Origin of the sequence: Sphingobium sp. B12D2B (assembly GCF_025961775.1) — a bacterium.
Taxonomy (GTDB): Bacteria; Pseudomonadota; Alphaproteobacteria; order Sphingomonadales; family Sphingomonadaceae; genus Sphingobium.
The window spans coordinates 312158-332208 of record NZ_JAOQOH010000001.1 but is presented as its reverse complement, the minus strand read 5'-3'; the positions used below and the strand labels follow the sequence as shown (position 1 = coordinate 332208).

Below are 20051 nucleotides of genomic sequence, written 5' to 3'. Positions count from 1 at the left end.
TTGCCGCGTCAGGCGCTCTTGCCAACGACGCTTTCCGGCAGATCCTTGCCGAACACGCGCTGGTAATATTCCGCCACCAGCGCCCGCTCCGCCTCGTCGCACTTATTGAGGAACGACAGGCGGAAGGCGAAACCGACATCCTTGAAGATGAGCGTGTTCTGCGCCCATGAGATCACGGTGCGCGGGCTCATCACGGTGGAAATATCCCCGTTGATAAAGCCCTGACGGGTCAGTTCCGCGACGCGGATCATCTTGGCGACTTCCTCGCGCCCGCCCGGATGATCATATTCGCCGGACTTGGCGAGCACGATCTGCGCTTCGGTCTCGGCCGGCAGATAATTCAGCGTCACCACCAGATTCCAGCGGTCCATCTGCCCTTGGTTGATCTGCTGGGTACCATGATAAAGGCCCGTGGTGTCACCCAGGCCGACCGTGTTGGCGGTGGCGAACATGCGGAACCAGGGGCTCGGACGAATCACCCGGTTTTGGTCGAGCAGGGTCATCTTGCCGTCCGCTTCCAGCACGCGCTGGATGACGAACATCACGTCGGGCCGACCGGCGTCATATTCGTCGAACACCAACGCCACCGGGCGCTGCAGGGCCCAAGGCAGCAGGCCTTCCTTGAACTCGGTGACCTGCTGACCGTCCTTGAGGACGATGGCGTCACGCCCGACGAGATCGATGCGGCTGATATGCGCATCGAGGTTGATGCGGATGCAGGGCCAGTTGAGCCGCGCCGCGATCTGCTCGATGTGAGTCGACTTGCCGGTGCCGTGATAGCCCTGCACCATCACCCGGCGATTATAGGCATAGCCGGCCAGGATCGCGAGCGTCGTGTCCGGATCGAACACATAGGCGGGGTCCGTATCCGGAACGCGCTCATCCGCTTCGGAAAAGGCGGGGATCTCCATGTCGATATCGACCCCGAACACCTCGCGCGCACTCACGACGCGATCGGGCGCGTCGAGCAGCACCTCGCTGCGCATGTCGGAATTGGTGTTGGGCAGATCGGTCATAGTCATCATCTTCCTGCGAGTCACACAGCCCCTAACCGATTGCCGCGCGCCCTGTCGATAGAAGGTAGGGTTCCATCAGGCGGATCAGACCGCCCATTCCGCCGGATCGTGCTCCAGCCCGATCAGCGCGAGACCGTGCGCGATGGATGTCAGTTCTCCGCCGGTCGCGATCCGCTCGGCACCGAACCGGCGTTCGAATATGGCGCGAATCGCAGGGATGAGCGACGATCCGCCTGTGAGGAACACGCGGTCGATGGCGCCGGCGTCCAATGCGGCGTCTGCCAGGGCCTGATCGACCGTCTCCTCGATCCGCGCGACATCCAGCGCGATCCAGCGCTCAAACTGGGCACGCGTCACATCGGCATCGATCACCAGATCATCGCTCTCGAAGCGGAAATGCGCTTCATCCTCGCTCGACAGCGCGCGCTTGAGCTGGCCGACCGCATCGTACAGCGCATAGCCGAGCTCCCGCTCGATGATGGCGATCATTCGCCCTATGGCAGCAGGATCGACGGCGGCACGCTGCAGCCGCGCCAGCTCTTCCATGGTCCGCCGGTTGCGCATCAGGGCGAGCCGCGACCAATCGGCAAAGTCCGCGAAATGGCTGCGGGGAATTTCCAGGACCTTGTCGAAGGAGCGATAGCTGCCGCCCTTGCCGAGCATGGGAAGCACGAGACGATCGACGATGCGGTAATCGAACCGGTCGCCCGCAATGCCGATGCCGGCATGACCGAGCGGCTCGCAGCGCCGCCCGTCGCCCGCCGGGCGCATCCGCACGACGGAAAAATCGCTCGTGCCGCCGCCAAAGTCCGCGACCAGAACCGTCGCCGGCTCCGACAGGCGGCTGGCGAAGCTGAACGCCGCGCCGAGCGGTTCGTAGACATAATGGATATCGGTGCCGAAGGTGCGGAACATGGCATCGTAGCGGGTGCGGGCCAGCGCCTCATCCGGTCGCGAGCCAGCATAGCGCACCGGTCGGCCGACGATGATCCGTTCGGGCCGCTCATCCGGCCCAGAGCCGAGCGCGCCACCGGCATGGGCGACCATGCGCTCCAGAAAGGCCTCGCCCAACTGCTCGAAGGTCATGCGCTGATCGAAGATGCTGGCATGATCGAAAAGCGGGCTGGCGGCGACCGACTTGAACGACTGGATGAAGCGCGAGCCCTGCGGAAAATCCAGATATTCCGCGATGGCCCATGGCCCTGCCTCGCGGGCCAGCGCAGCCCGGCGATCCCCCTCTTCCCAGAAGCAGAGCGCGGACCGGAAGACGGCGCCTGTCGCCTTGTCGCCCGAGAACTCCAGCACATGCGACGTGCCGTCTTGGGCCATCGCGGCAACGCTGTTGGTGGTGCCGAAGTCGAAGCCCATCGCGCGGGCCGGCGTGCCGGTCGCCATATCAATCACCTTCCTGAAAGCGGGCCGGCGCCTATGGCAGCGCAGACCGGGCGCGGCAAGGTCCGTCAGGCGAAGGCCGGCGCCTTGCGGAGATGGGAATAGGCCGCGATCACATCCTGCAGCGCTTTCTCATGCGCACGGTCGCCGCCATTATGATCCGGGTGAAAGCGGCGGACCAGCTCGGTATAGCGGGTGCGCAAGGCGCGCCGGTCGGCATCGGTCGAAAGGCCGAGCGTCTTGAGGGCAGACCGATCCGCGCCGGATAGCGGCTTGCCATCCTGCCGTTGCGCGGTTTCCGCCGCCCGCATCTTGAAGCGGGCGCCGATCGCATCGAGCGGATCGGAGAAATCGGCCCAGCGCGGCGGCGGCGTGCCACTGGCCGCAGCGGATGAAAAAGCCCGCGTCTCTCGCTCCCAGCCGGCATAAGGGCGCTGCGCCTGCGTGATTTCCTCCGGGCTCATGCCCTTGAAGTAATTATATTCGGTGTTGAACGCGCGGATGTGCTCCAGGCAGAACCAGCGCCATTGCGGCGGACCATCGGGTGCGCCGCGCCGCTCCTCGGGCGGCGCGCGGAATTCGCCCGCTTCCATGCAGCCGGGGTGCGAGCAGCGGCGCGCCTCGCCTTCCACGCGGCCGTGAAAGCGCGTGTGGCGGCGCGATGCACCCTGATTGAACCCCGACACGACTGTCTCTTCCCTGTGGCTGCGTGACCCAAAACGCTTATATAGGGCGCATGGTTGACGCTTCGCTAGGCCCGGTCGGGCAAGAGATCGCACAGCGGCTGGAAAATGCCCTGTCCCCGCAACAGCTCGCCGTCATCAATGACAGCGCCAAGCATCGCGGCCATATGGGCGATGATGGCAGCGGCGAAAGCCACTTCACCGTGGAGATCGTCGCCGACTCCTTCACCGGCCAATCCCGCGTTGCGCGGCAGCGCATGGTCAACGCGGCGCTCGCCGATCTGCTGCGTGAGAAGGTGCATGCCCTCGCCATTCGAGCCCGCGCGCCGGGTGAATGAGCCCTCGCGCGAAACGTCCGGCGGCCCGTCTGCTGGTCACCGATCCGCAAGGACGGCTGCTGCTCTTCCGCTTCACGCCCGATGATCGCCCGCCTTTTTGGGTGACGCCCGGCGGCGCGGTCGATCGGGGCGAAACCTTTGAGCAGGCCGCGCGGCGCGAACTGCGCGAGGAGACAGGGCTCGACCTCGAACCCGGTCCGCTCGTGGCGGTGCGCGATGTCACCTTCGTCACGCTCGAGGGCATTCCCGTCGATGCCGAGGAGCGCTTTTACGCGGTCCCCGTCGCGGAGGCGCGAATCGACACGGCGGGTCACACCGATCTCGAGAAGGCCGTCATGCTTTCGCACCGCTGGTGGACGCCACAGGAACTGGCGGCCCATGACGAGGCCTGGTATCCGGTCGATTTGCTGGACATCTGGCAGGAGCTGCTCGCCGGCACCGTGCCGTCATGACCGGCGAAACGCGGGCAGGGCTGCTGGAAGGCTGGCGCGCGCATCTCGCCGAAGGCCGGCGCCGCTCGCTTCACACCGTGCGCGCCTATGTCTCCACCGCCGAACGCCTGCTCGACTGGATGGCGGACATGGACGGCCGCGCGCCGACATCGGCGGCCATCACCACGCTGACGACAAGCGATCTGCGCGCCTTTCTGGCGGCGCGCCGGGCGGAAGGCATCGGCAACAGTTCGGCGGCGCGGGAGCTCTCTGCCCTGCGCGCCTTTCTGCGGTTTGTGGGCGGCGAGGGCGCCACGATTCCGGTGATGCGCGGGCCGCGCGTTAAGCCCGGCGTGCCGCGACCGATCAGCCCGGATGAAGCCGTCGCGCTCGCCGAGGACATTGCCGAAACCGCGCGGGACGGATGGATCGGGGCGCGCGACTGGGCCGTGCTGATGCTGCTCTACGGCGCGGGCCTGCGCATCAGCGAAGCCTTGGGACTGACAGGCGACGCCTTGCCGCTGGGTGAAACGCTGCGGGTGCTGGGCAAGCGGAGCAAGACGCGGGTGGTGCCGCTGCTGCCGCAAGTGCGCAGCGCGATCGAGGAATATATCGCGCTCTGCCCCTATCCGACGCGCAAGGACGCACCCCTGTTCCGGGGCGCGCGCGGCGGCCCCCTTTCCCCGGCGCTGATTCGTCGCGCCATTCAGGGGGCACGCGGGCGCCTTGGCCTGCACGATCGCACGACGCCGCATGCGCTGCGCCACAGCTTCGCCACCCATCTGCTCGGGCGCGGCGCGGACCTGCGCTCACTGCAGGAACTGCTCGGTCATGCCAGCCTGTCCTCGACGCAAATCTACACGCAGGTCGATGCGGCGCATCTGCTCGATGTCTATCGCAACGCGCACCCGCGCGCGGAAGGATAAGACATGATTACGACCGGTCGCGTGGCTCGCTCTTCCAGGTGAACAGCCGCCAGAGATAGCCGACGACCAGAAACGCCACCGCGATATTGGTCAGCGGGCCAAGATAATCATCGATGCGCTCGAACCGCACGCCAAGATAATAGCCCGCGCCCACCAATATGACGTTCCAGATCAGCGCGCCACCGGTCGTCCAGATGACGAAGCGCCAGAACGGCATGGCGAACAGCCCGGCCGGGAGCGAGACGATCGTGCGGAACACCGGCATGAAGCGGAAGATGAAGACGATCTTGTCGCCATGGCGCAGAAAAATCCGCTCCAGCCACTCGACCTCCCGCCACCGCAACGTCGCCCAGCGGCCATAGCGCTCGACCAGGGGTCGCAGGCGCGCATAGCCGAGGCAGAGCCCCAGATAATACCAGAAAAGATTGCCAACAGTGGTGCCGATGGTCCCCGCTGCCAGCAGGGGCACCATGTCCATCTTCCCCTGGCCAACGCGAATGCCGCCAATGCCCATGATGAGTTCGGAAGGGATGGGCGGAAACACATTTTCCAGCACCATCAGCAGGGCGATGCCCCAATAACCGCCAGCATCGATCAGATGAACGACCCAATCGCTCATCTGTCGTCACCTATCATCGACTTGTCGATCATCTGGTTGTTGCAGCAGCCTCAGGCCGCCCGCTCCGCCAGCCGGCGCTCGACCGCATCCCAGATCATGCCGCCGGTATCCGTGCCGTTGAAGGCATCGATGGCGACAATACCGGTCGGTGACGTCACATTGATTTCGGTCAGCCATTTGCCGCCGATGACATCGATACCGACGAACAGCAGGCCGCGCTTCTTGAGCTCGGGCCCCAAGGCGGCGCAGATCTCCTGCTCCTCCGCCGTCAGCTCGGTCTTGGCGGCGGTGCCGCCGGCGGCCAGGTTCGAGCGGATCTCGCCCTTACCCGGAATGCGATTGATCGCGCCGGCCACTTCACCATCGACGAGGACGATCCGCTTGTCGCCTTGCGCCACGTCCTTGAGGAAAGCCTGCACCATGAAGCTTTCGACCCACATCTCGCCGAAAAGTTCCACCAGAGCGGCGAGATTGGCGCCATCTGCGCCGATGCGAAACACCGCCGAGCCGGCGTTTCCATACAGCGGCTTCACGACGATCTCGCCATGCTCGGCAAGGAAGTCGCGGGTCTCTTCAAGGCTGCGGGTGATCATCGTCGGCGGCATGAACCGCGCGAAATCCAGCACGAACAGCTTTTCCGGCGCGTTGCGCACGGCCACCGGATCGTTGACCACCAGCGTCTCGCCTGTGATTCGCTCCAGCAGATGTGTGGCGGTGATATAATTGAGGTCGAACGGCGGGTCCTGCCGCATCCAGACCACATCGACATCGCGGCCGAGGTCCAGCCGGACCGTCTCACCGAAGCGATAATGATCGCCCTCGACGCGCTGCACCGTCACCTCACGCGCCTGCGCATAGAGCCGTCCGCCGCGCCAGCTCAAATCATCCGTCCGATAATGGTAGAGGCGGTGCCCCCGTGCTTGAGCGGCGATCATGATGTGGAAGGTTGAATCACCGGCAATGTTCAGCGACTCCATCGGGTCCATCTGCAGAGCGACCTTGAGCGACATCCGTTCTTACCTTCCACCGTTCGGGCTGCTTCAAGCCCTGTTCTTGTTCTGAACCGAGACGCTGACACGCGACGCAACCGGGACCGCAGGCGCTAGCCGCCGTGCCAGACATTTTCCAGATGGCGTGGCCGATGACCCGGCGCAAGCAGCATCACGTCGATACGCATGTCATCATCCGGCCCCAGCCAATTATGGGCGACCGCTTCCGCCGCCGCCGCGACGCGCGCCAGCCGCCGCTCATCGATCGCTTCATCGAGCAGCGCCTCGCTGGCCCGCGTCTTCACCTCCACGAAGGCGACGATGTTGCCGCGCCGGGCGATCAGGTCGACCTCGCCGGCGCGGGTGCGCACCCGCCGCGCCAGAATCGTCCAGCCCTTGAGCCGCAACCACCAGCCCGCGAGCCGCTCGCCCTGCCGGCCGCGCTTCTCGGCAGCGAGCCGCGCCGGCGTGGGCGGGCTGCCCTTCACTTTCCTTTGAGCTCCATGGCGCGCGCGTAGAGCGCCTTGCGGTCCGCGCCCAGCGCGCGTGCGACTTCGCCTGCCGCTTGCGAGACGGTCAGCCGCTCCAGCGCCTCGCGCAGCGCTGCATCGATCTCGTCGGCTTTCGGTGGGGCGCGCTCGCCCGGCGGACCGACGACCAGCACGATCTCGCCGCGCGGCTCCTTCTGCGCGCACGCCGCCGAGAGTTCGCTCAACGTGCCCGTCAGCGTTTCCTCATAGGCCTTGCTGATCTCGCGACACAGCGCGGCCGGACGATCGCCGAGCACGGCCGCCATGTCCGCCAGCGATGCCGCGCAGCGCGGCCCGCTCTCGTAGAAGACCAACGTCGCGCGCAGACCCGCCACCTCCGCCAGCGCATCGGTACGCGCCTTGGTCTTGGGCGGCAGGAAGCCCATGAACAGAAAGCGGTCGCTAGGCAGGCCGGAGAGCGTGATCGCCGCAATGGCCGCGCAGGGCCCGGGGACCGTATTCACAGATCGGCCTGCCGCACGGGCGTCTCGCACCAGCTTGTATCCCGGATCGGAGATGAGCGGCGTTCCTGCGTCCGACAGCAGCGCCACCGCTTCGCTCGCCATCCGCTCGACCAGACGGGCGCGAACCCGCTCATCGCTGTGGTCATGGTAGGGAATCATGGGCCGGTCGGACCCGGCATGGCGCAGCAATTTGGCGCTCACGCGGCTGTCCTCCACGGCCACCACGTCCGCACCTTGCAGCACAGCGGCAGCGCGGGGCGACAGGTCGGACAAGTTGCCGATCGGTCCCGCAACGATATATAGGCCAGGCTCAAGTGAAGCGGACATGAGGTGTGCCATGGCAGAGAGGAGCCTTGCGGGGCAAGTGAGGTTCGACATCGCGGCTGGAGGCACCCCGACGCCCCGTCGCATTCTGCAGGGCATTGTGCTGATCGGCGCCATGCTGCTAGCGGCCTGTACCCGCGTGGTGCCGCCCGCCGCGCCGCCTCCCCCGCCACCCAAAACGCAGCAGCCGGACGTGACGCAGGGCCTGCCGACCGATACGGAGCGGCACCGCATCGCCCTGCTCGTGCCGATGAGCGGCACGAATGCCGGCGTCGGGCGCTCGCTGGCCAATGCCACCACCATGGCGCTGCTGGATACCAAGACCGAGCGGCTGCGCGTCACCACCTACGACACCGGGCGCAACGCGGCCGAGGCGGCGCGCAAGGCCGTAGCGGAAGGGAACAAGCTCATCCTCGGCCCGCTGACGGCGGACGAGGTGCGCGCCGTTGCGCCGATCGCCCGCGCAGCCAACATCCCGGTGCTGAGCTATTCCAATGACGAAAGCGTCGCCGGCAATGGCGTCTATCTGCTCGGCTACAGCCCGGAGCAATCGGTCTCCCGGGTCGTGCGCTTTGCGAGGGCGCGGGGCCTCAGCGATTTCGCGGCGCTCGTGCCGCGCGGCGTATATGGCGAGCGGGCCGGCAAGGCCTTCCTCAGCGAGGTGAAAGCCGCCGGCGGCACGGTCGTGGCGATGGAGACATTCGATCGCTCGGCCAATTCGGTGCAGTCGGCGGTCCAGCGCCTGTCGGCCAGTTCCAGCTATGATGCGCTGCTGATCGCCGATGTCGGTCGCATCGCGTTGCAGGCCGCGCCGCTGGTGCGCACCGCCGGCGCCAAGGACGCGCGTATTCTCGGCACCGAGCTATGGGCGACCGAATCCGGTCTTTCCGCCAGCACAGCGCTGCGGGGGGCGTGGTATGCAGGCGTTTCGGATGGTCTCTATCGCACGCTCGCCACCAAATATCGCTCATCCTACGGCACGGCGCCTTACCGCCTGGCGTCGCTGGGCTATGATTCGGTTCTACTCACCGTGCGGATCGCGCAGGACTGGAAGCCGGGCACGGCCTTCCCGGCGGCGCGGCTTCGTGACGCCGAGGGCTTCGCTGGCATCGATGGCGCCTTTCGCTTCGGCCGAGATGGGATCGCCGAGCGCGCGTTGGAAGTCCAGCAGGTCGGCCCGAGCGGATCGACTGTGGTGGACGCCGCGCCCAAGGGTTTCGGGCGCTAGATCGCGCCAGCCTTTGAGCTAAAGAAAAGGGCCGCTGCCTCCCGGGAGACAGCGGCCCTTCTTATTGCAACACAGCAGCGCTTAGAGGATCGACTGACCCGTCTTCTCCCAGTCGGAAGCGAAAGCGGCGAGGCCCTTGTCGGTCAGCACATGATTGACCAGCGACTTGATGACCGCCGGCGGCGCCGTGATCACGTCCGCGCCGATCTTCGCGCATTCGAGCACATGGATGGGGTGACGCAGCGAAGCCGCCAGAATTTCCGTCTCGAAGGCATAGTTGTCGTAGATCAGCCGGATGTCCTCGATCAGCCGCATGCCGTCGAAGCCATTGTCATCGTGCCGTCCGACGAAGGGCGAGATGAACGTCGCGCCGGCCTTGGCGGCCAGCAGGGCCTGATTGGCCGAGAAGCACAGGGTCACATTGACCTGGCAGCCATCCTGCGTGAGCGCCTTGCAGGTCTTGAGGCCATCGATGGTGAGCGGCACCTTGATGCAGACATTCTCGGCGATCTTCCGGAGCACGGCGGCTTCCTTCATCATCGTCTCATGATCGAGCGCCACGACTTCCGCCGAGACGGGACCATCGACCAGCCCGCAGATTTCTTCCACCACCTCGAGGAACTTGCGGCCCGATTTGTGGATGAGGCTGGGATTGGTCGTCACGCCGTCTAGCAGGCCAGTGGCGGCAAGCTCGCGAATGTCGGCAGTGTCGGCGGTATCGACGAAGAATTTCATGGCCAGAGGTTCCCGGTTGTGGAGAGATTGGCGCCGCCTATAGCGCCGCACGCCCCCGGATGTAAGGCCCGCCTGCCGCGGGACGGGCCAAGGCAGAGCGACGATGCCATTTCCTCCGAGCCAGACAGTCTCTAAGGCCGGGGCATGACCCGCGCCCGGATCATTCTGCTCAACGCCGCGCTCGGCCCGCTCGATTACCGGGTGCCGCATGGCATGAGCGTGGAGCCGGGGCAGATCGTGGTCGCGCCTTTGGGTCCGCGCCCGATGATCGGCGTGGTGTGGGAAGCGGATCGCTTCCCGGAGGTCGCGCCGGTCGGCGACAATCGTCTGCGCCCGATTTCCGGCGTGCTGGATGCGCCGCCCTTGCCTGCCTCGCTACGCCGCCTCATCGAGTGGACGGCTGATTATTACCTTGCCCCGCCCGCTGCCGTGCTGCGCATGGCGCTCGCCTCCATGTCCGCGCTGGATGGCGAGAAGACAGTGGTGGAATATCGTCCAACCGGCGCCGTGCCGGATCGGCTGACGCCCCAGCGCGCGCAGGCGCTGGAACGCATCGGCGAGCGACAGGGGCTCGTGCGTGAACTCGCCGCCCTTGGCGAGGTGAGCGACGCTGTGATTCGCGGGCTGGTGAAGCAGGGCGCGCTGGAGGCTGTCGAAGTCTCCACCGATCAGCCCTATCCCGATCCGGACCCCGACTTCGTGACCGTCACGCTCAGCGCCGACCAGCAGGCCGCGGCCGACAGGCTGACAGAGCATGTTCGCGCCCATGCCTTCCAGACCGTGCTGCTTGATGGCGTCACCGGATCGGGCAAGACGGAGGTGTATTTCGAGGCGCTGGCCGAGACTCTGCGGCAGGGCAAGCAGGCGCTGGTGCTGCTCCCCGAGATCGCGCTGACTGAGCCGTTTCTCGACCGGTTCACCGCGCGCTTCGGCTGTGAGCCGGTGCCCTGGCATTCCGGCCTCAAGCAATCCGACCGGCGTCGCGCCTGGCGGGCGATCTCACGCGGCGAGGCGCAGGTGGTGGTGGGCGCGCGCTCGGCGCTGTTCCTGCCTTACCCCAAGCTCGGCCTCATCATCGTGGACGAGGCTCATGAGACCAGCTTCAAGCAGGAAGAAGGCGTGCGCTACCATGCGCGGGACGTCGCGGTGATGCGCGGCATGTTCGAGAGCTGCCCGATCATCCTCGCCTCGGCGACGCCGGCCATCGAGACGCGCCATCAGGTCGCTCTGGGGCGCTATGAAGAGATTGCCCTGCCTAGCCGGTTCGGCGGCGCCGAACTGCCGGAGATCATCGGCCTCGATCTGACGCGCGACCCGCCCGACCGGGGGCGATGGCTCGCGCCGCCGCTAGTCAAGGCCATGGCGGAGACGCTGGAGCGGGGCGAGCAATCCTTGCTGTTCCTCAACCGGCGCGGTTATGCCCCGCTCACCCTGTGCCGCCATTGCGGCCATCGCTTCCAGTGCCCGCACTGCACCGCGTGGATGGTCGAGCATCGCCTGACCCGGCGCCTCGCCTGCCATCATTGCGGCCACAGCATCCCCACGCCCGACGCCTGCCCGGAATGCAACGAGAGCGATGCGCTGGTCGCCTGTGGGCCCGGTGTCGAGCGCATCGCGGACGAGGTGAAGCTGCTCTTCCCACAGGCGCGCACCGCCATCGTCACCTCCGACACCTTATGGTCCCCGGCCCGAGCGGCCGCCTTTGTGCGGGATGTCGCGGGCGGGGCCGTGGATATCATCATCGGCACGCAATTGGTCACCAAGGGCTATCACTTTCCCGAACTGACGCTCGTCGGCGTGGTCGATGCCGATCTTGGGCTGGATGGGGGCGACCTGCGTGCCGCCGAGCGCACCTATCAGCAGATCATGCAGGTCTCGGGGCGCGCGGGGCGCGGCGAGAAGCCTGGACGGGTCTTCATCCAGACCCGCGCTGCGGAGGCGCCGGTGATCCACGCCTTGCTCGATGGCGATGGCGCCCGCTTCTACGCGATGGAGACGGAAAGCCGGCGAATCGCCAATGCGCCGCCCTTCGGGCGCTTCGCTGCGATCATCGTCAGCGATACCGATGGGGCACTGGCGCGCGAGACCGCCCAGCGAATCGGGAAGATTGCACCCCATCAGGATGGTCTGGACGTTTACGGGCCAGCCGAAGCGCCGCTGGCCGTGCTACGCGGTCGACACCGGTTCCGATTGCTCGTCCACGCCCGGCGCGGGGTGGATTTGCAGGCCATCGTCCGCAAATGGCTGGGCCAGATCGATTGGAAGTCTACGACGCGGGTGAGCGTGGATATCGATCCCTACAGCTTCGTCTGATGGCGAACGGCGCTGCAATGAAACAGCCGCTCCTCGTTACGAAGAGCGGCTGTATCTGAATCTACGGACCGATGGAGATCAGGTCGTGCGCGGCTTTTGGGTCGGGCGGACGGTCGTCCCGCCGAAGCTATAAACCGTCTGACGCGCAGGGGCTTGCGGCTGGGTTGCGGGCGCTGCCGCTTCCGCAGTCTGGCGGTCCATCGTCGCCGGCGCAGCCTCAGGCAGAGCGCCTTGGCGCATCAGGAAGTTGGCGCGACGCAGACGGTTCTTGCGGGTAAGAAACGGGTTTTCCCGCGACGGCGCCGCCGCCACCTGTTGTTCCAGATCGCCCTCGCGGACGACAGTGGAGCGCTGCATGATCGGAGCAGAAGAATCAACCGGTGCACGGGGCGCTATGGCAGGTGCAGAGGCTGGATTCACGACTGTATTCTGCTTCGGCGTGACGACGGGTTCACGGATCACCTCCCGCTCCATCGCATCTGCCTCGATCTCACGATCATAGGTCTTGCGGCGACGGAAGGCCATGAAGCCGGCCCCGAGAAGCACCAGCGCACCAGCACCGCCGATGATGATCGCGGTGTTATCGCTGGAAGCAGCCTCACCGGTGGTTTCAAGCGGCGCGGGTTGCGGTGTCTCATTGACCATCGGCGCCGTAGTCGCAGGGGCTGCCTCAACCGCCTGAGGTTGGGCTTCAGCCGGAGCAACAGCATCGCTGGCGACCCGCTGCGGAGCCAGTTCACGCGCCGCAGTCGGACGCGTCGATACCGCGCGGGCACTCGATGTGCGCTCGGCAGGCGCAGAGGTCGTTTCCGAGGATGACGGGGCAGCCTGACGCGCTTGGGAAGGGGTATCAGCAGCACCCGCGGTTGTGGCTTCCGGGGCAACGATGGGGGCGGTCGTTAAGGCGCTCGATGAAGGCGCTGCCGGGCTCTGCGTGACGATCGGAGCCACGGTCGTCAGCGGCGGCGCGGTTGTCGGGAGCGGGACCGCCGTAGGCGCACGCTGCGCATCCGGAATCACGATCTCACTACCAGCGGGATCGACCGCGGGTGAAGCGGTTCCGGCCTCCTGCGCCAGAGCCGAGGTGGAGCCAAGCGCCAAGACGGCGGCAATCGCGGTCAGCGCTGTACGAGGGGTTTCATGGTTACGTGTCATAGTGAGGAAAAAACCGCCGAACATGCCTGCTGGTTTCGCGTCCCCCGGCTGAATCCGGCCAGTTGTTAGGCAATGGCGACAAGTTGAACGCAAAATTTACTTGGCGGCCGGCGCGTAAGGTAATGAGTTTTCGTTGTTTTTTCGCCACTGATCTATTGGGGGCCGACGCTATCCTCATGTTCCCGCAGTAAAGTCCTACTTCTGCCGTTTTTCCTTCTCCAGCAGGACCGTCTTGCGATCCGTCCCATAGGCATAACCGCCCAATCCGCCATCGCTGCGAAGAACCCGGTGGCAGGGAATGAGCACCGCCAGCTTGTTATCGCCACAGGCCGACCCCGCCGCGCGGACGGCAGCCGGCTTGCCGACCGCTGCTGCGATCTGCGTGTAGGTGCGCGTTTCACCGATGGGGATCGCCCGTAAGGCCGCCCATACCGCTTGTTGAAATGCCGTACCGGCGACATCGACCGGCAGATCGACCGCGCGTGAGGGATCATCCACCAAAGCCACGACCTGCGCCACCAATGCCGCAAAATCGGCACCCCCAGCAACGATCGTCGCGCGCGGGAAATGCCGCCGCAGGTCGCTTTCCTCCTCATCGAAGCTGATCCGGCACAGGCCCTTGTTGGTCGCCGCAACGAGCATGTCGCCCAGAGACGTCGCCGTGACCGTGAAGCGAATCGTCACGTCCGCGCCGCCATTGCGCCAAGCGGACGGTGTCATGCCAAGTCGCGCCCGCGCATCGGCATAAGCGCGGCTGGGTGCTTCATAGCCGGCATCGTAGATCGCATCTGTGATTCTTTCAGTCTTGTGGAGCGCGCGCGTCAGCCGATTCGCCCGCAAACCGCGCCAGTAGGCCGCGGGCGAGACCCCCACGGCCCGCTTGAACAGGCGCTGGAAATGGTGGGGCGTGTAGCCGACGGCGCGTGCCAGCTCGGCCAGCGGCGGCATGACCTCACCAGCTTCCAGCAACGCCAGCGCTTGCGTGACGGCAGCGCGATCCGGCGCGACATCGTCCGGCCGGCAGCGCAGGCAGGGCCGATAACCCTCCGCTCGTGCCGCGCCGCCATCGGGCAGGATCGTGACATGCTCCGGCCGGGGGCGGCGTGCGGGGCAGCTCGGGCGACAATAGATGCCGGTCGTCTTGACCGCGACGACGAAACGCCCGTCCATGCGGCGGTCGCGCGCCGCGAAGGCCGCCCATGCCGTCTCTTCATCAATGGCCGGCGCGGTGGCGCGCATAACAACTTTCCTATCTCTTCCGCAATCGAGCGGAGGCTATCCGATGTAAGCGGGCCGGCCATGCTCACGCAAGGCGCGGGCTCAGCCGCGGGTCCTTGTCTCACCGGCAATGCGGGTAAGCTTCCCGTAAATTGCGTTCAAAGCGCGTGGACCGTGAAAACCTCTGTCGAGAGCTCGAAGGGCGCGTTAAAGGTTCCCCATGATCAAGCCTCGCACCGGACTGTTCGGTTCCTTCAAAGCGGTCCTCCACCTCGCCCTTGCGCTACTGCTGCCTCTTGCCCTGACGCCGGCACGGGCAGATGTGCAGGACATCGCCGCCGCCTCGCGCAGCGTCGTGCGGGTGGCGCTGGTGGCAACGGACGGCCAGAATGCCTATTTCGTCGGTCATGGCAGCGGCGTCATGATCGCGCCGGGCCGCGTGCTCACCAATGCCCATGTCGTCGAACTCGCCCGCAGCGAGTCCAACATCGTCATCGGCATCATCCCCTCCGAGGGCACGAACAGCTATGGCGGCCGCATCCTGGCCTATTCGCCGGGCAATGATCTGGCCTTGCTGGCCGTTGATGACGCGCCGTCGATTCCCATAGCGACCTTCCTGGCCGGCCCGGTGGAAGACGGCACGCGAGTGACCGCCATTGGCTATCCCGGCTCGGTCGATCGCGCGCAGGGCATGAGCATCGAGGATATCATCCGCCCCATGAGCGCCGTGCGCACCTCTGGCAATGTCTCGGCAGGGCGCGCCTCCCGCCAGTTCGACACCGTGCTGCACACCGCCCCACTGGCGGCGGGAAACAGTGGCGGGCCGCTAGTGGACGATTGCGGCCGCGTCATCGGCATCAACAGCTTTGGCTCGCTCTCGGACGGCAGCGATGCTGAATATGGTTTTGCGGTATCGACGCGCGAGATTGCGAGCTTTCTGCGGCAGGCCAATGTTCAGGTACGCCGATCGAGCGAAACCTGCCGATCCATGGCGGAAATCGACGCGGCCCAACAGGCCGCCGACGAGCGCGCTCGGGCTGAGGCGGCGCGACGGCAGAACGAAGCCGCCCTGAAGGACCGCGAGCGCGCCATCGCCGCGCGCGAGCAGGCCCAGCAGCAGGTCATCGCCCGGCGGGAGAACATGATTGCCATCGCCGCGCTGCTTCTCGCCGCTGCGGCTCTTACTGGTGGCGCGGCAGTGTTGGGCCAGTCGCGCGGCAACATCCGCCACGCCCGGCGCTTTGGCGGGGCGGCAGGCGTGCTGCTGCTGGCTGCAGTGCTGACCTTCGCGCTCCGACCGAGTTTCGACAGCGCCGGCGCACCGACCGAGCCGCTGCCGGATGCCGGCAATGCGGTCGGCAATGACATGGACGGCGCGGCGTCGGCCGAAAGCGGTCGCTGGCTATGCCGGCTCGAACCAAGGCTGAGCCGGGTGACCGTCTCGGAAACGGCGGACCTGAGCTTTGCTTGGACGCCGCAGGGGTGCCTCGACGGGCGCACCCAGTTCCAGAACGGAGCGACCGGCTGGTCCCGCGCCCTCGTGCCGGCTGACGAGGCCGCTGTTTCGGTGCGGCGCTTCGACCCCGGTATCGGCCGCTACCGCACCGATAACTATCTCGTGAGCGCGCAGAGCGCCGCCGAGATGCGCGCGCTGCGGGACAAGATCGGCTGGTCCGGCTGCTCGAGCGACCCAGAGCGGCTCGCCAAGCTGATGCAGATTCAGGGCGAGATCGAGGCGCGGCTGCCATCCAGCCCGAACGAGCGCCTCGTCTATCACTGCGAGCGGCAGGTGCCCAAGACGGCGGGACCAGGCACAGCGCCCTAAGTCCCGACGCCCTGTCCCGACGCCCGGCCTGCCCACATGGCGCTTCAGTGGCTGACGGACTGGATGCGCAGCCGCCGCCGCTTGCCGCTGCGATCCGGCCAGTTGATCGACTGACCCTCGCGCAGGCCGATCAGCGCCGCGCCGATCAGGGTGAGGATGGAGACGCGGCCGGCATTGATGTCTGCCTCGCCGGGATAGACGAGTTGGACAGACCGTTCGGCGCCGCTTTCTTCGTCGATGAACGCCACCGTGGATTGCATCCTCACAACATCGGGGCCGATCTGGCTGGCGGTCTTCACTGTCGCGCGCCCGATTTCGTCGAGCAACAAGGCGCTGACCTCGGGAAACCGGTCTTCGGCGCCGAGCGCAAGTTCGGTCAGGCGATCGGCTTCGGTGTCGATCATATGGATGGCCGGCCTGCGGCCCGCCTGTGTGCTGGTCATGGATGGATCTTTCAAGATGGAGGGCCAGCGCCACCTATGGGGGGACGCTGGGCAAGATGCGCGAATTCACCCCGACAGTCGGGGCGAGCTGCGCCGACTCCCGGGGCTATCGTCCCGTGAGGATCTGACCTCGATAAGATCGGTTGCCCGACGGGCAACGAGGCTGGCCAACATGCTCAGTCATGGCTGCAAGCTGTCATTGCCTGATCGGGAAGTCAATCGACGCGCCCCGGCGCGCCATCCTAGCGCCTGCGGAGCAGGCCAGCGCAGGCAGCGGCGTCCATGTCATCGCCCGCGCTGTTGCGTGCATCGACATGCGTCACAACGGGCTCCCGATTCGCGGCCGGGGGATAGAGATAGGCATCCAGCACGCACTGGCCGTTGGCGAACTGCAGCTTGCGCACTGCAGGATCGCGAATGTCCAGCCGAGGCTCCCCGAAGAGCCGTTGCAGGCCTCGCGCATCCGCCCCGACGATGCCGCCCGGCTGGGGCCGCTTGGCAGGGGCATAGCCGACCGCGGGCGCCTGGCCGCCAGTCTGCGGGACCAGCGACGCGCCGCAGCCGGAGAGGAGCAGGGCAAGCAGGGGAAAGCCAAAGCGCAAGAGCATCTGTTCAGGTCTTCCGCCGCGCGTGGAACATGTGCGCGGCCATAGCCACGCTCCAGATCGGCGCCAACAGGTTCACGACGGGTGGCAGGAATAGAAGCGCCGAAACGAGGCCCAGCCGCCAGCGCTGGCCAGCCGTGAACGCCGTCAGGCCCGGATGCCGCCCCTCGATCAGTTCGGCAAGGTCGCGGCCGAGCAGATAGGCATTGAGCACAAGGAACAGGATCGGCGCGCCAACGCCGGTGACCAGCAGCGCCACATAGAGCGGCAGCACCGCCAGATTCCAGCCGACCGCACGGCCGGCTGAGCGCAAGGCGATCCGCATTCCGGTGGCGAAAGGCACGGCCGCCGCCTGCGCATGGCGTGTGGGATAGTCCGTCTGCTCGACCACCGCCACGATGCGATCCGCGTAAAGTCCGACGATGGCGATGGCCACGGCGCGAAACAGCAGCCAGCCGATCACCAGCGCGATCGCGACGGCGAGCGCTGCGCCAGCAAAACCGTCTGCATCCAGCCAGCCGGTCCGGGGCAGTAGCAGGCGCAATCCAAACCAGACGCCCGCGCCGATAAGCCCAAAGATCGCCACGGTGATGGCCAGACTCTGCCAGAGCACCGCGCGGATGCCGGGCAACAGGATTTGCGGAAGGGCGCGCAGCAAGGCGGGAAACACCATGGAACAGGTTTTGCCCGAGCACGCGCGGCGGTCAAGCGGCCGGCGCTCCCCATGTGCTGCCCCACGCTGCTTGCCGGGGCGAGATCAGGCGGATAAGGACGGGCTTCTCCCGCCCTGCCTCATCCCTCATGAAGGAATGCCTTTTGTCCGAAGCTGTTCTTGATGTCGTCGCCATCGGCAATGCCATTGTCGATGTGATTTCCCAGGAAAACGATGCCTTCATCGCCAGCCGCGCGCTCACCAAGGGCGGGATGCAGCTTATCGATGCCGACCAGGCCGAGGCGCTCTATGCCGATATGGCGAGCGGCCTTGAGATCTCCGGTGGGTCGGCGGCCAACACCCTGGCCGGCATGGCCGCACTGGGCGGCAAATGCGGGTTCATCGGCCAGGTCGCCGACGACCAGCTCGGCCGCATCTTCGCGCATGATATTCGCGCACTGGGCATTCGCTATGAAACCGAGGTGGCGAGCGACGGCCCGCCCACCGCGCGCTGCCTCATCATGGTGACGCCCGACGCTCAGCGCACGATGAACACCTTCCTTGGCGCATCCCAATTCCTGCCCGCGGCCGCGCTCGATCTCGACATGATTCGCTCGGCCCGCATCCTCTATCTTGAGGGCTATCTGTGGGATCCCGAGCAGCCCCGCGCCGCCATGCGCGATGCCATCGCCGCCGCGCGCGAGGCGGGCCGCGAGGTGGCCTTCACGCTGTCCGACGCCTTCGTCATCGAGCGGCATCGCGAGGACTTCATCAGCCTGATTGACGGCGGGATGATCGACATCCTCTTCTCCAACGAAACCGAGATCTGCTCGCTGGCGCAAACGCAGGACTGCGAAAAGGCCATTGCGCGCTTTGCGGACAAGCTGCCGACGCTGATCGTCACCCGCAGCGAGAAGGGCGCCATCGCCATCCAGAACGGCACGCGCTATGAAGTGGCGGCAGCGCCCGTCGAGCGAGTGATCGACACGACCGGCGCGGGCGATCTCTTCGCCGCTGGCTTCCTGACCGGCCATGTGCGTGGGCAGGACCCGACGACCTGCCTTACGCTCGGCGCCATCGCCGCTGCAGAGGTCATCTCACATTATGGCGCGCGGCCCGAGGCCGATCTCAAGGACCTGGCCGGCACGCTGCTCGCCTGAGGCTTAGCAGGCGCCGGAACACCGGCGCCTATCCTACCCGCACCAGCAACCAGCACCGGATCGCGCTGGCGAGGTTGGGCGGCTCGCTCTGTTGAATCCGCTCGGCATCGATGCGGGCGACGAGCGCGCTCAGCGGCAGGTCTGCCGCGCGGGCGCTGTCTTCCAGCGCCCGCCAGAAGACAGGCTCCAGGCTGATCGAGGTCGTGTGGCCGGCAATGGTCATGCTGCGCTTGACCGGGCCGGCATAAAGCGGTGGCGTCTCTTCCACCGCCCGGCTCAATACATGTGCTGGCCGCCGTTGATCGACAGGGTCGATCCGGTCACAAACCCGGCATCCTCGCTGCACAGGAAGGCGACGCCGCGCGCGATTTCTTCCGCATGGCCCAGACGCCCAACGGGAATGCGCGCCACGATCTTCTCCAGCACTGCGGCCGGCACGGCGGCGACCATGTCGGTATCGATATAGCCCGGCGCGATCGCGTTGACGGTGACGCCATATTTGGCGCCTTCCTGCGCCAGCGCCTTGGTGAAGCCGTGGATGCCGGACTTGGCGGCAGCATAGTTCACCTGACCATATTGGCCGGCCTGCCCATTGATCGAGCCGATATTGACGATGCGGCCCCAGCCGCGCTCGCGCATGCCGGGGAAAGTGGCCTTGGCCATGTTGAAGCAGCCGCCAAGGTTGATTCGCATCACCTCGTTCCAGTCCTCGAAGCTCATCTTCATCAGCACGCCGTCGCGCGTGATGCCGGCATTGTTGACGACCACGTCGATCGGGCCGAGATCGGCCGCGACCTGGGCGCAGCCATCCAGGCAGGCCTGATGATCGCCCACGTCCCACGCGTAGGAGCGAATGCCGGTCTTGTCCATGAAGGCCTTGGCCCGCTCGCTATTGCCCGCATAATTGGCAGCGACCTCAAACCCCTTTTCGCGCAGTGCCAGACTGATTGCTTCGCCGATGCCGCGGGTTCCGCCGGTCACGATCGCTACTCTGCTCATTCAATG

General features: G+C 66.3%; 22 protein-coding genes. 7 read left to right on the top strand and 15 right to left on the bottom strand.

Annotated elements, in window-relative coordinates:
• Positions 1-8: 8 nt before the first annotated feature.
• The 3 genes from cobS to M2335_RS01645 form a co-directional block, all read right to left on the bottom strand.
• Positions 9-1016: a cobaltochelatase subunit CobS gene (cobS, locus tag M2335_RS01655; protein WP_264571700.1), complete on the bottom strand. Its 1008-nt coding sequence runs from the start codon at positions 1014-1016 to the stop codon at positions 9-11.
• Positions 1017-1100: 84 nt separating this feature from the next.
• Positions 1101-2411, bottom strand: a complete 1311-nt coding sequence (locus M2335_RS01650) for an Hsp70 family protein (protein WP_264593574.1) — start codon at positions 2409-2411, stop codon at positions 1101-1103.
• A 65-nt stretch (positions 2412-2476) separates the two neighbouring features.
• On the bottom strand, positions 2477-3094 hold the full coding sequence (locus M2335_RS01645) for a J domain-containing protein (RefSeq protein ID WP_413716094.1): 618 nt from the start codon (positions 3092-3094) through the stop codon (positions 2477-2479).
• A gap of 50 nt (positions 3095-3144) precedes the next feature.
• Here M2335_RS01645 and M2335_RS01640 point away from each other — a divergent pair, with 50 nt between their 5' ends.
• From M2335_RS01640 to M2335_RS01630, 3 genes are read left to right on the top strand one after another with little or no spacing between them, the layout of a single operon-like run.
• Entirely contained in the window at positions 3145-3429 is a 285-nt protein-coding gene (locus M2335_RS01640; RefSeq protein ID WP_181561141.1) for a BolA family protein, read from the top strand.
• Positions 3426-3881, top strand: a complete 456-nt coding sequence (locus tag M2335_RS01635) for an NUDIX hydrolase (protein ID WP_264593573.1) — start codon at positions 3426-3428, stop codon at positions 3879-3881. Before M2335_RS01640 ends, M2335_RS01635 begins: the two co-directional genes overlap by 4 nt.
• The gene (locus M2335_RS01630; protein ID WP_264593572.1) at positions 3878-4786 is read left to right on the top strand and encodes a tyrosine recombinase XerC; all 909 of its coding nucleotides are present in this window, start codon (positions 3878-3880) and stop codon (positions 4784-4786) included. Before M2335_RS01635 ends, M2335_RS01630 begins: the two co-directional genes overlap by 4 nt.
• Before the next feature lie 7 nt (positions 4787-4793).
• On the opposite strand, the gene M2335_RS01625 is transcribed toward M2335_RS01630, so the two are convergent.
• The 4 genes from M2335_RS01625 to rsmI all read right to left on the bottom strand — a co-directional run bounded on the left by M2335_RS01625 (position 4794) and on the right by rsmI (position 7715).
• Positions 4794-5405, bottom strand: a complete 612-nt coding sequence (locus tag M2335_RS01625; RefSeq protein WP_264593571.1) for a DedA family protein — start codon at positions 5403-5405, stop codon at positions 4794-4796.
• A 50-nt stretch (positions 5406-5455) separates the two neighbouring features.
• The gene (gshB, locus tag M2335_RS01620; protein WP_264593570.1) at positions 5456-6415 is read right to left on the bottom strand and encodes a glutathione synthase; all 960 of its coding nucleotides are present in this window, start codon (positions 6413-6415) and stop codon (positions 5456-5458) included.
• Between the two features lie 92 nt (positions 6416-6507).
• Positions 6508-6882 (bottom strand): YraN family protein, encoded by a 375-nt coding sequence (locus M2335_RS01615; protein WP_264583829.1) that lies wholly within the window; start codon positions 6880-6882, stop codon positions 6508-6510.
• On the bottom strand, positions 6879-7715 hold the full coding sequence (gene rsmI, locus M2335_RS01610; RefSeq protein WP_264593569.1) for a 16S rRNA (cytidine(1402)-2'-O)-methyltransferase: 837 nt from the start codon (positions 7713-7715) through the stop codon (positions 6879-6881). Before rsmI ends, M2335_RS01615 begins: the two co-directional genes overlap by 4 nt.
• Before the next feature lie 10 nt (positions 7716-7725).
• Here rsmI and M2335_RS01605 point away from each other — a divergent pair, with 10 nt between their 5' ends.
• Positions 7726-8940, top strand: coding sequence for a penicillin-binding protein activator (locus tag M2335_RS01605; protein WP_413716093.1), 1215 nt, complete (start codon positions 7726-7728; stop codon positions 8938-8940).
• 81 nt (positions 8941-9021) lie between these two features.
• Here the strand turns inward: M2335_RS01605 and fsa are convergent, their stop codons facing one another.
• Positions 9022-9675: a fructose-6-phosphate aldolase gene (fsa, locus tag M2335_RS01600; protein ID WP_181561134.1), complete on the bottom strand. Its 654-nt coding sequence runs from the start codon at positions 9673-9675 to the stop codon at positions 9022-9024.
• A gap of 144 nt (positions 9676-9819) precedes the next feature.
• On the opposite strand from fsa, the gene M2335_RS01595 reads away from it, so the two are divergent.
• Complete coding sequence (locus tag M2335_RS01595; RefSeq protein ID WP_264593568.1) at positions 9820-11988, top strand: primosomal protein N'; 2169 nt, start codon at positions 9820-9822, stop codon at positions 11986-11988.
• Positions 11989-12066: 78 nt separating this feature from the next.
• On the opposite strand, the gene M2335_RS01590 is transcribed toward M2335_RS01595, so the two are convergent.
• Positions 12067-12633, bottom strand: a complete 567-nt coding sequence (locus M2335_RS01590) for an LPXTG cell wall anchor domain-containing protein (protein ID WP_264593567.1) — start codon at positions 12631-12633, stop codon at positions 12067-12069.
• 705 nt (positions 12634-13338) lie between these two features.
• The gene (ada, locus tag M2335_RS01585) at positions 13339-14382 is read right to left on the bottom strand and encodes a bifunctional DNA-binding transcriptional regulator/O6-methylguanine-DNA methyltransferase Ada (protein ID WP_264592553.1); all 1044 of its coding nucleotides are present in this window, start codon (positions 14380-14382) and stop codon (positions 13339-13341) included.
• Between the two features lie 199 nt (positions 14383-14581).
• On the opposite strand from ada, the gene M2335_RS01580 reads away from it, so the two are divergent.
• A complete protein-coding gene (locus tag M2335_RS01580) occupies positions 14582-16186 on the top strand; it encodes a S1C family serine protease (RefSeq protein WP_264593566.1) in 1605 nt (534 codons plus the stop codon).
• A gap of 44 nt (positions 16187-16230) precedes the next feature.
• Here the strand turns inward: M2335_RS01580 and rnk are convergent, their stop codons facing one another.
• The 3 genes from rnk to M2335_RS01565 all read right to left on the bottom strand — a co-directional run bounded on the left by rnk (position 16231) and on the right by M2335_RS01565 (position 17907).
• Positions 16231-16629: a nucleoside diphosphate kinase regulator gene (gene rnk / locus M2335_RS01575; RefSeq protein ID WP_264593565.1), complete on the bottom strand. Its 399-nt coding sequence runs from the start codon at positions 16627-16629 to the stop codon at positions 16231-16233.
• A 242-nt stretch (positions 16630-16871) separates the two neighbouring features.
• The gene (locus M2335_RS01570) at positions 16872-17237 is read right to left on the bottom strand and encodes a hypothetical protein (RefSeq protein WP_264571685.1); all 366 of its coding nucleotides are present in this window, start codon (positions 17235-17237) and stop codon (positions 16872-16874) included.
• Positions 17238-17241: 4 nt separating this feature from the next.
• Positions 17242-17907 (bottom strand): EI24 domain-containing protein, encoded by a 666-nt coding sequence (locus M2335_RS01565; RefSeq protein WP_264593564.1) that lies wholly within the window; start codon positions 17905-17907, stop codon positions 17242-17244.
• A gap of 128 nt (positions 17908-18035) precedes the next feature.
• Here M2335_RS01565 and M2335_RS01560 point away from each other — a divergent pair, with 128 nt between their 5' ends.
• Complete coding sequence (locus M2335_RS01560; RefSeq protein WP_264588110.1) at positions 18036-19046, top strand: adenosine kinase; 1011 nt, start codon at positions 18036-18038, stop codon at positions 19044-19046.
• 28 nt (positions 19047-19074) lie between these two features.
• Here M2335_RS01560 and M2335_RS01555 read toward each other — a convergent pair whose 3' ends face one another.
• Together M2335_RS01555 and phbB are read right to left on the bottom strand one after the other, a co-directional pair.
• A complete protein-coding gene (locus M2335_RS01555) occupies positions 19075-19314 on the bottom strand; it encodes a ribbon-helix-helix domain-containing protein (protein WP_264593562.1) in 240 nt (79 codons plus the stop codon).
• Positions 19315-19322: 8 nt separating this feature from the next.
• Positions 19323-20045 carry an acetoacetyl-CoA reductase gene (gene phbB / locus M2335_RS01550; RefSeq protein WP_264593561.1) on the bottom strand — a complete coding sequence of 241 codons (723 nt, stop codon included), beginning with the start codon at positions 20043-20045 and terminating at the stop codon, positions 19323-19325.
• Between the last annotated feature and the right edge of the window lie 6 nt (positions 20046-20051).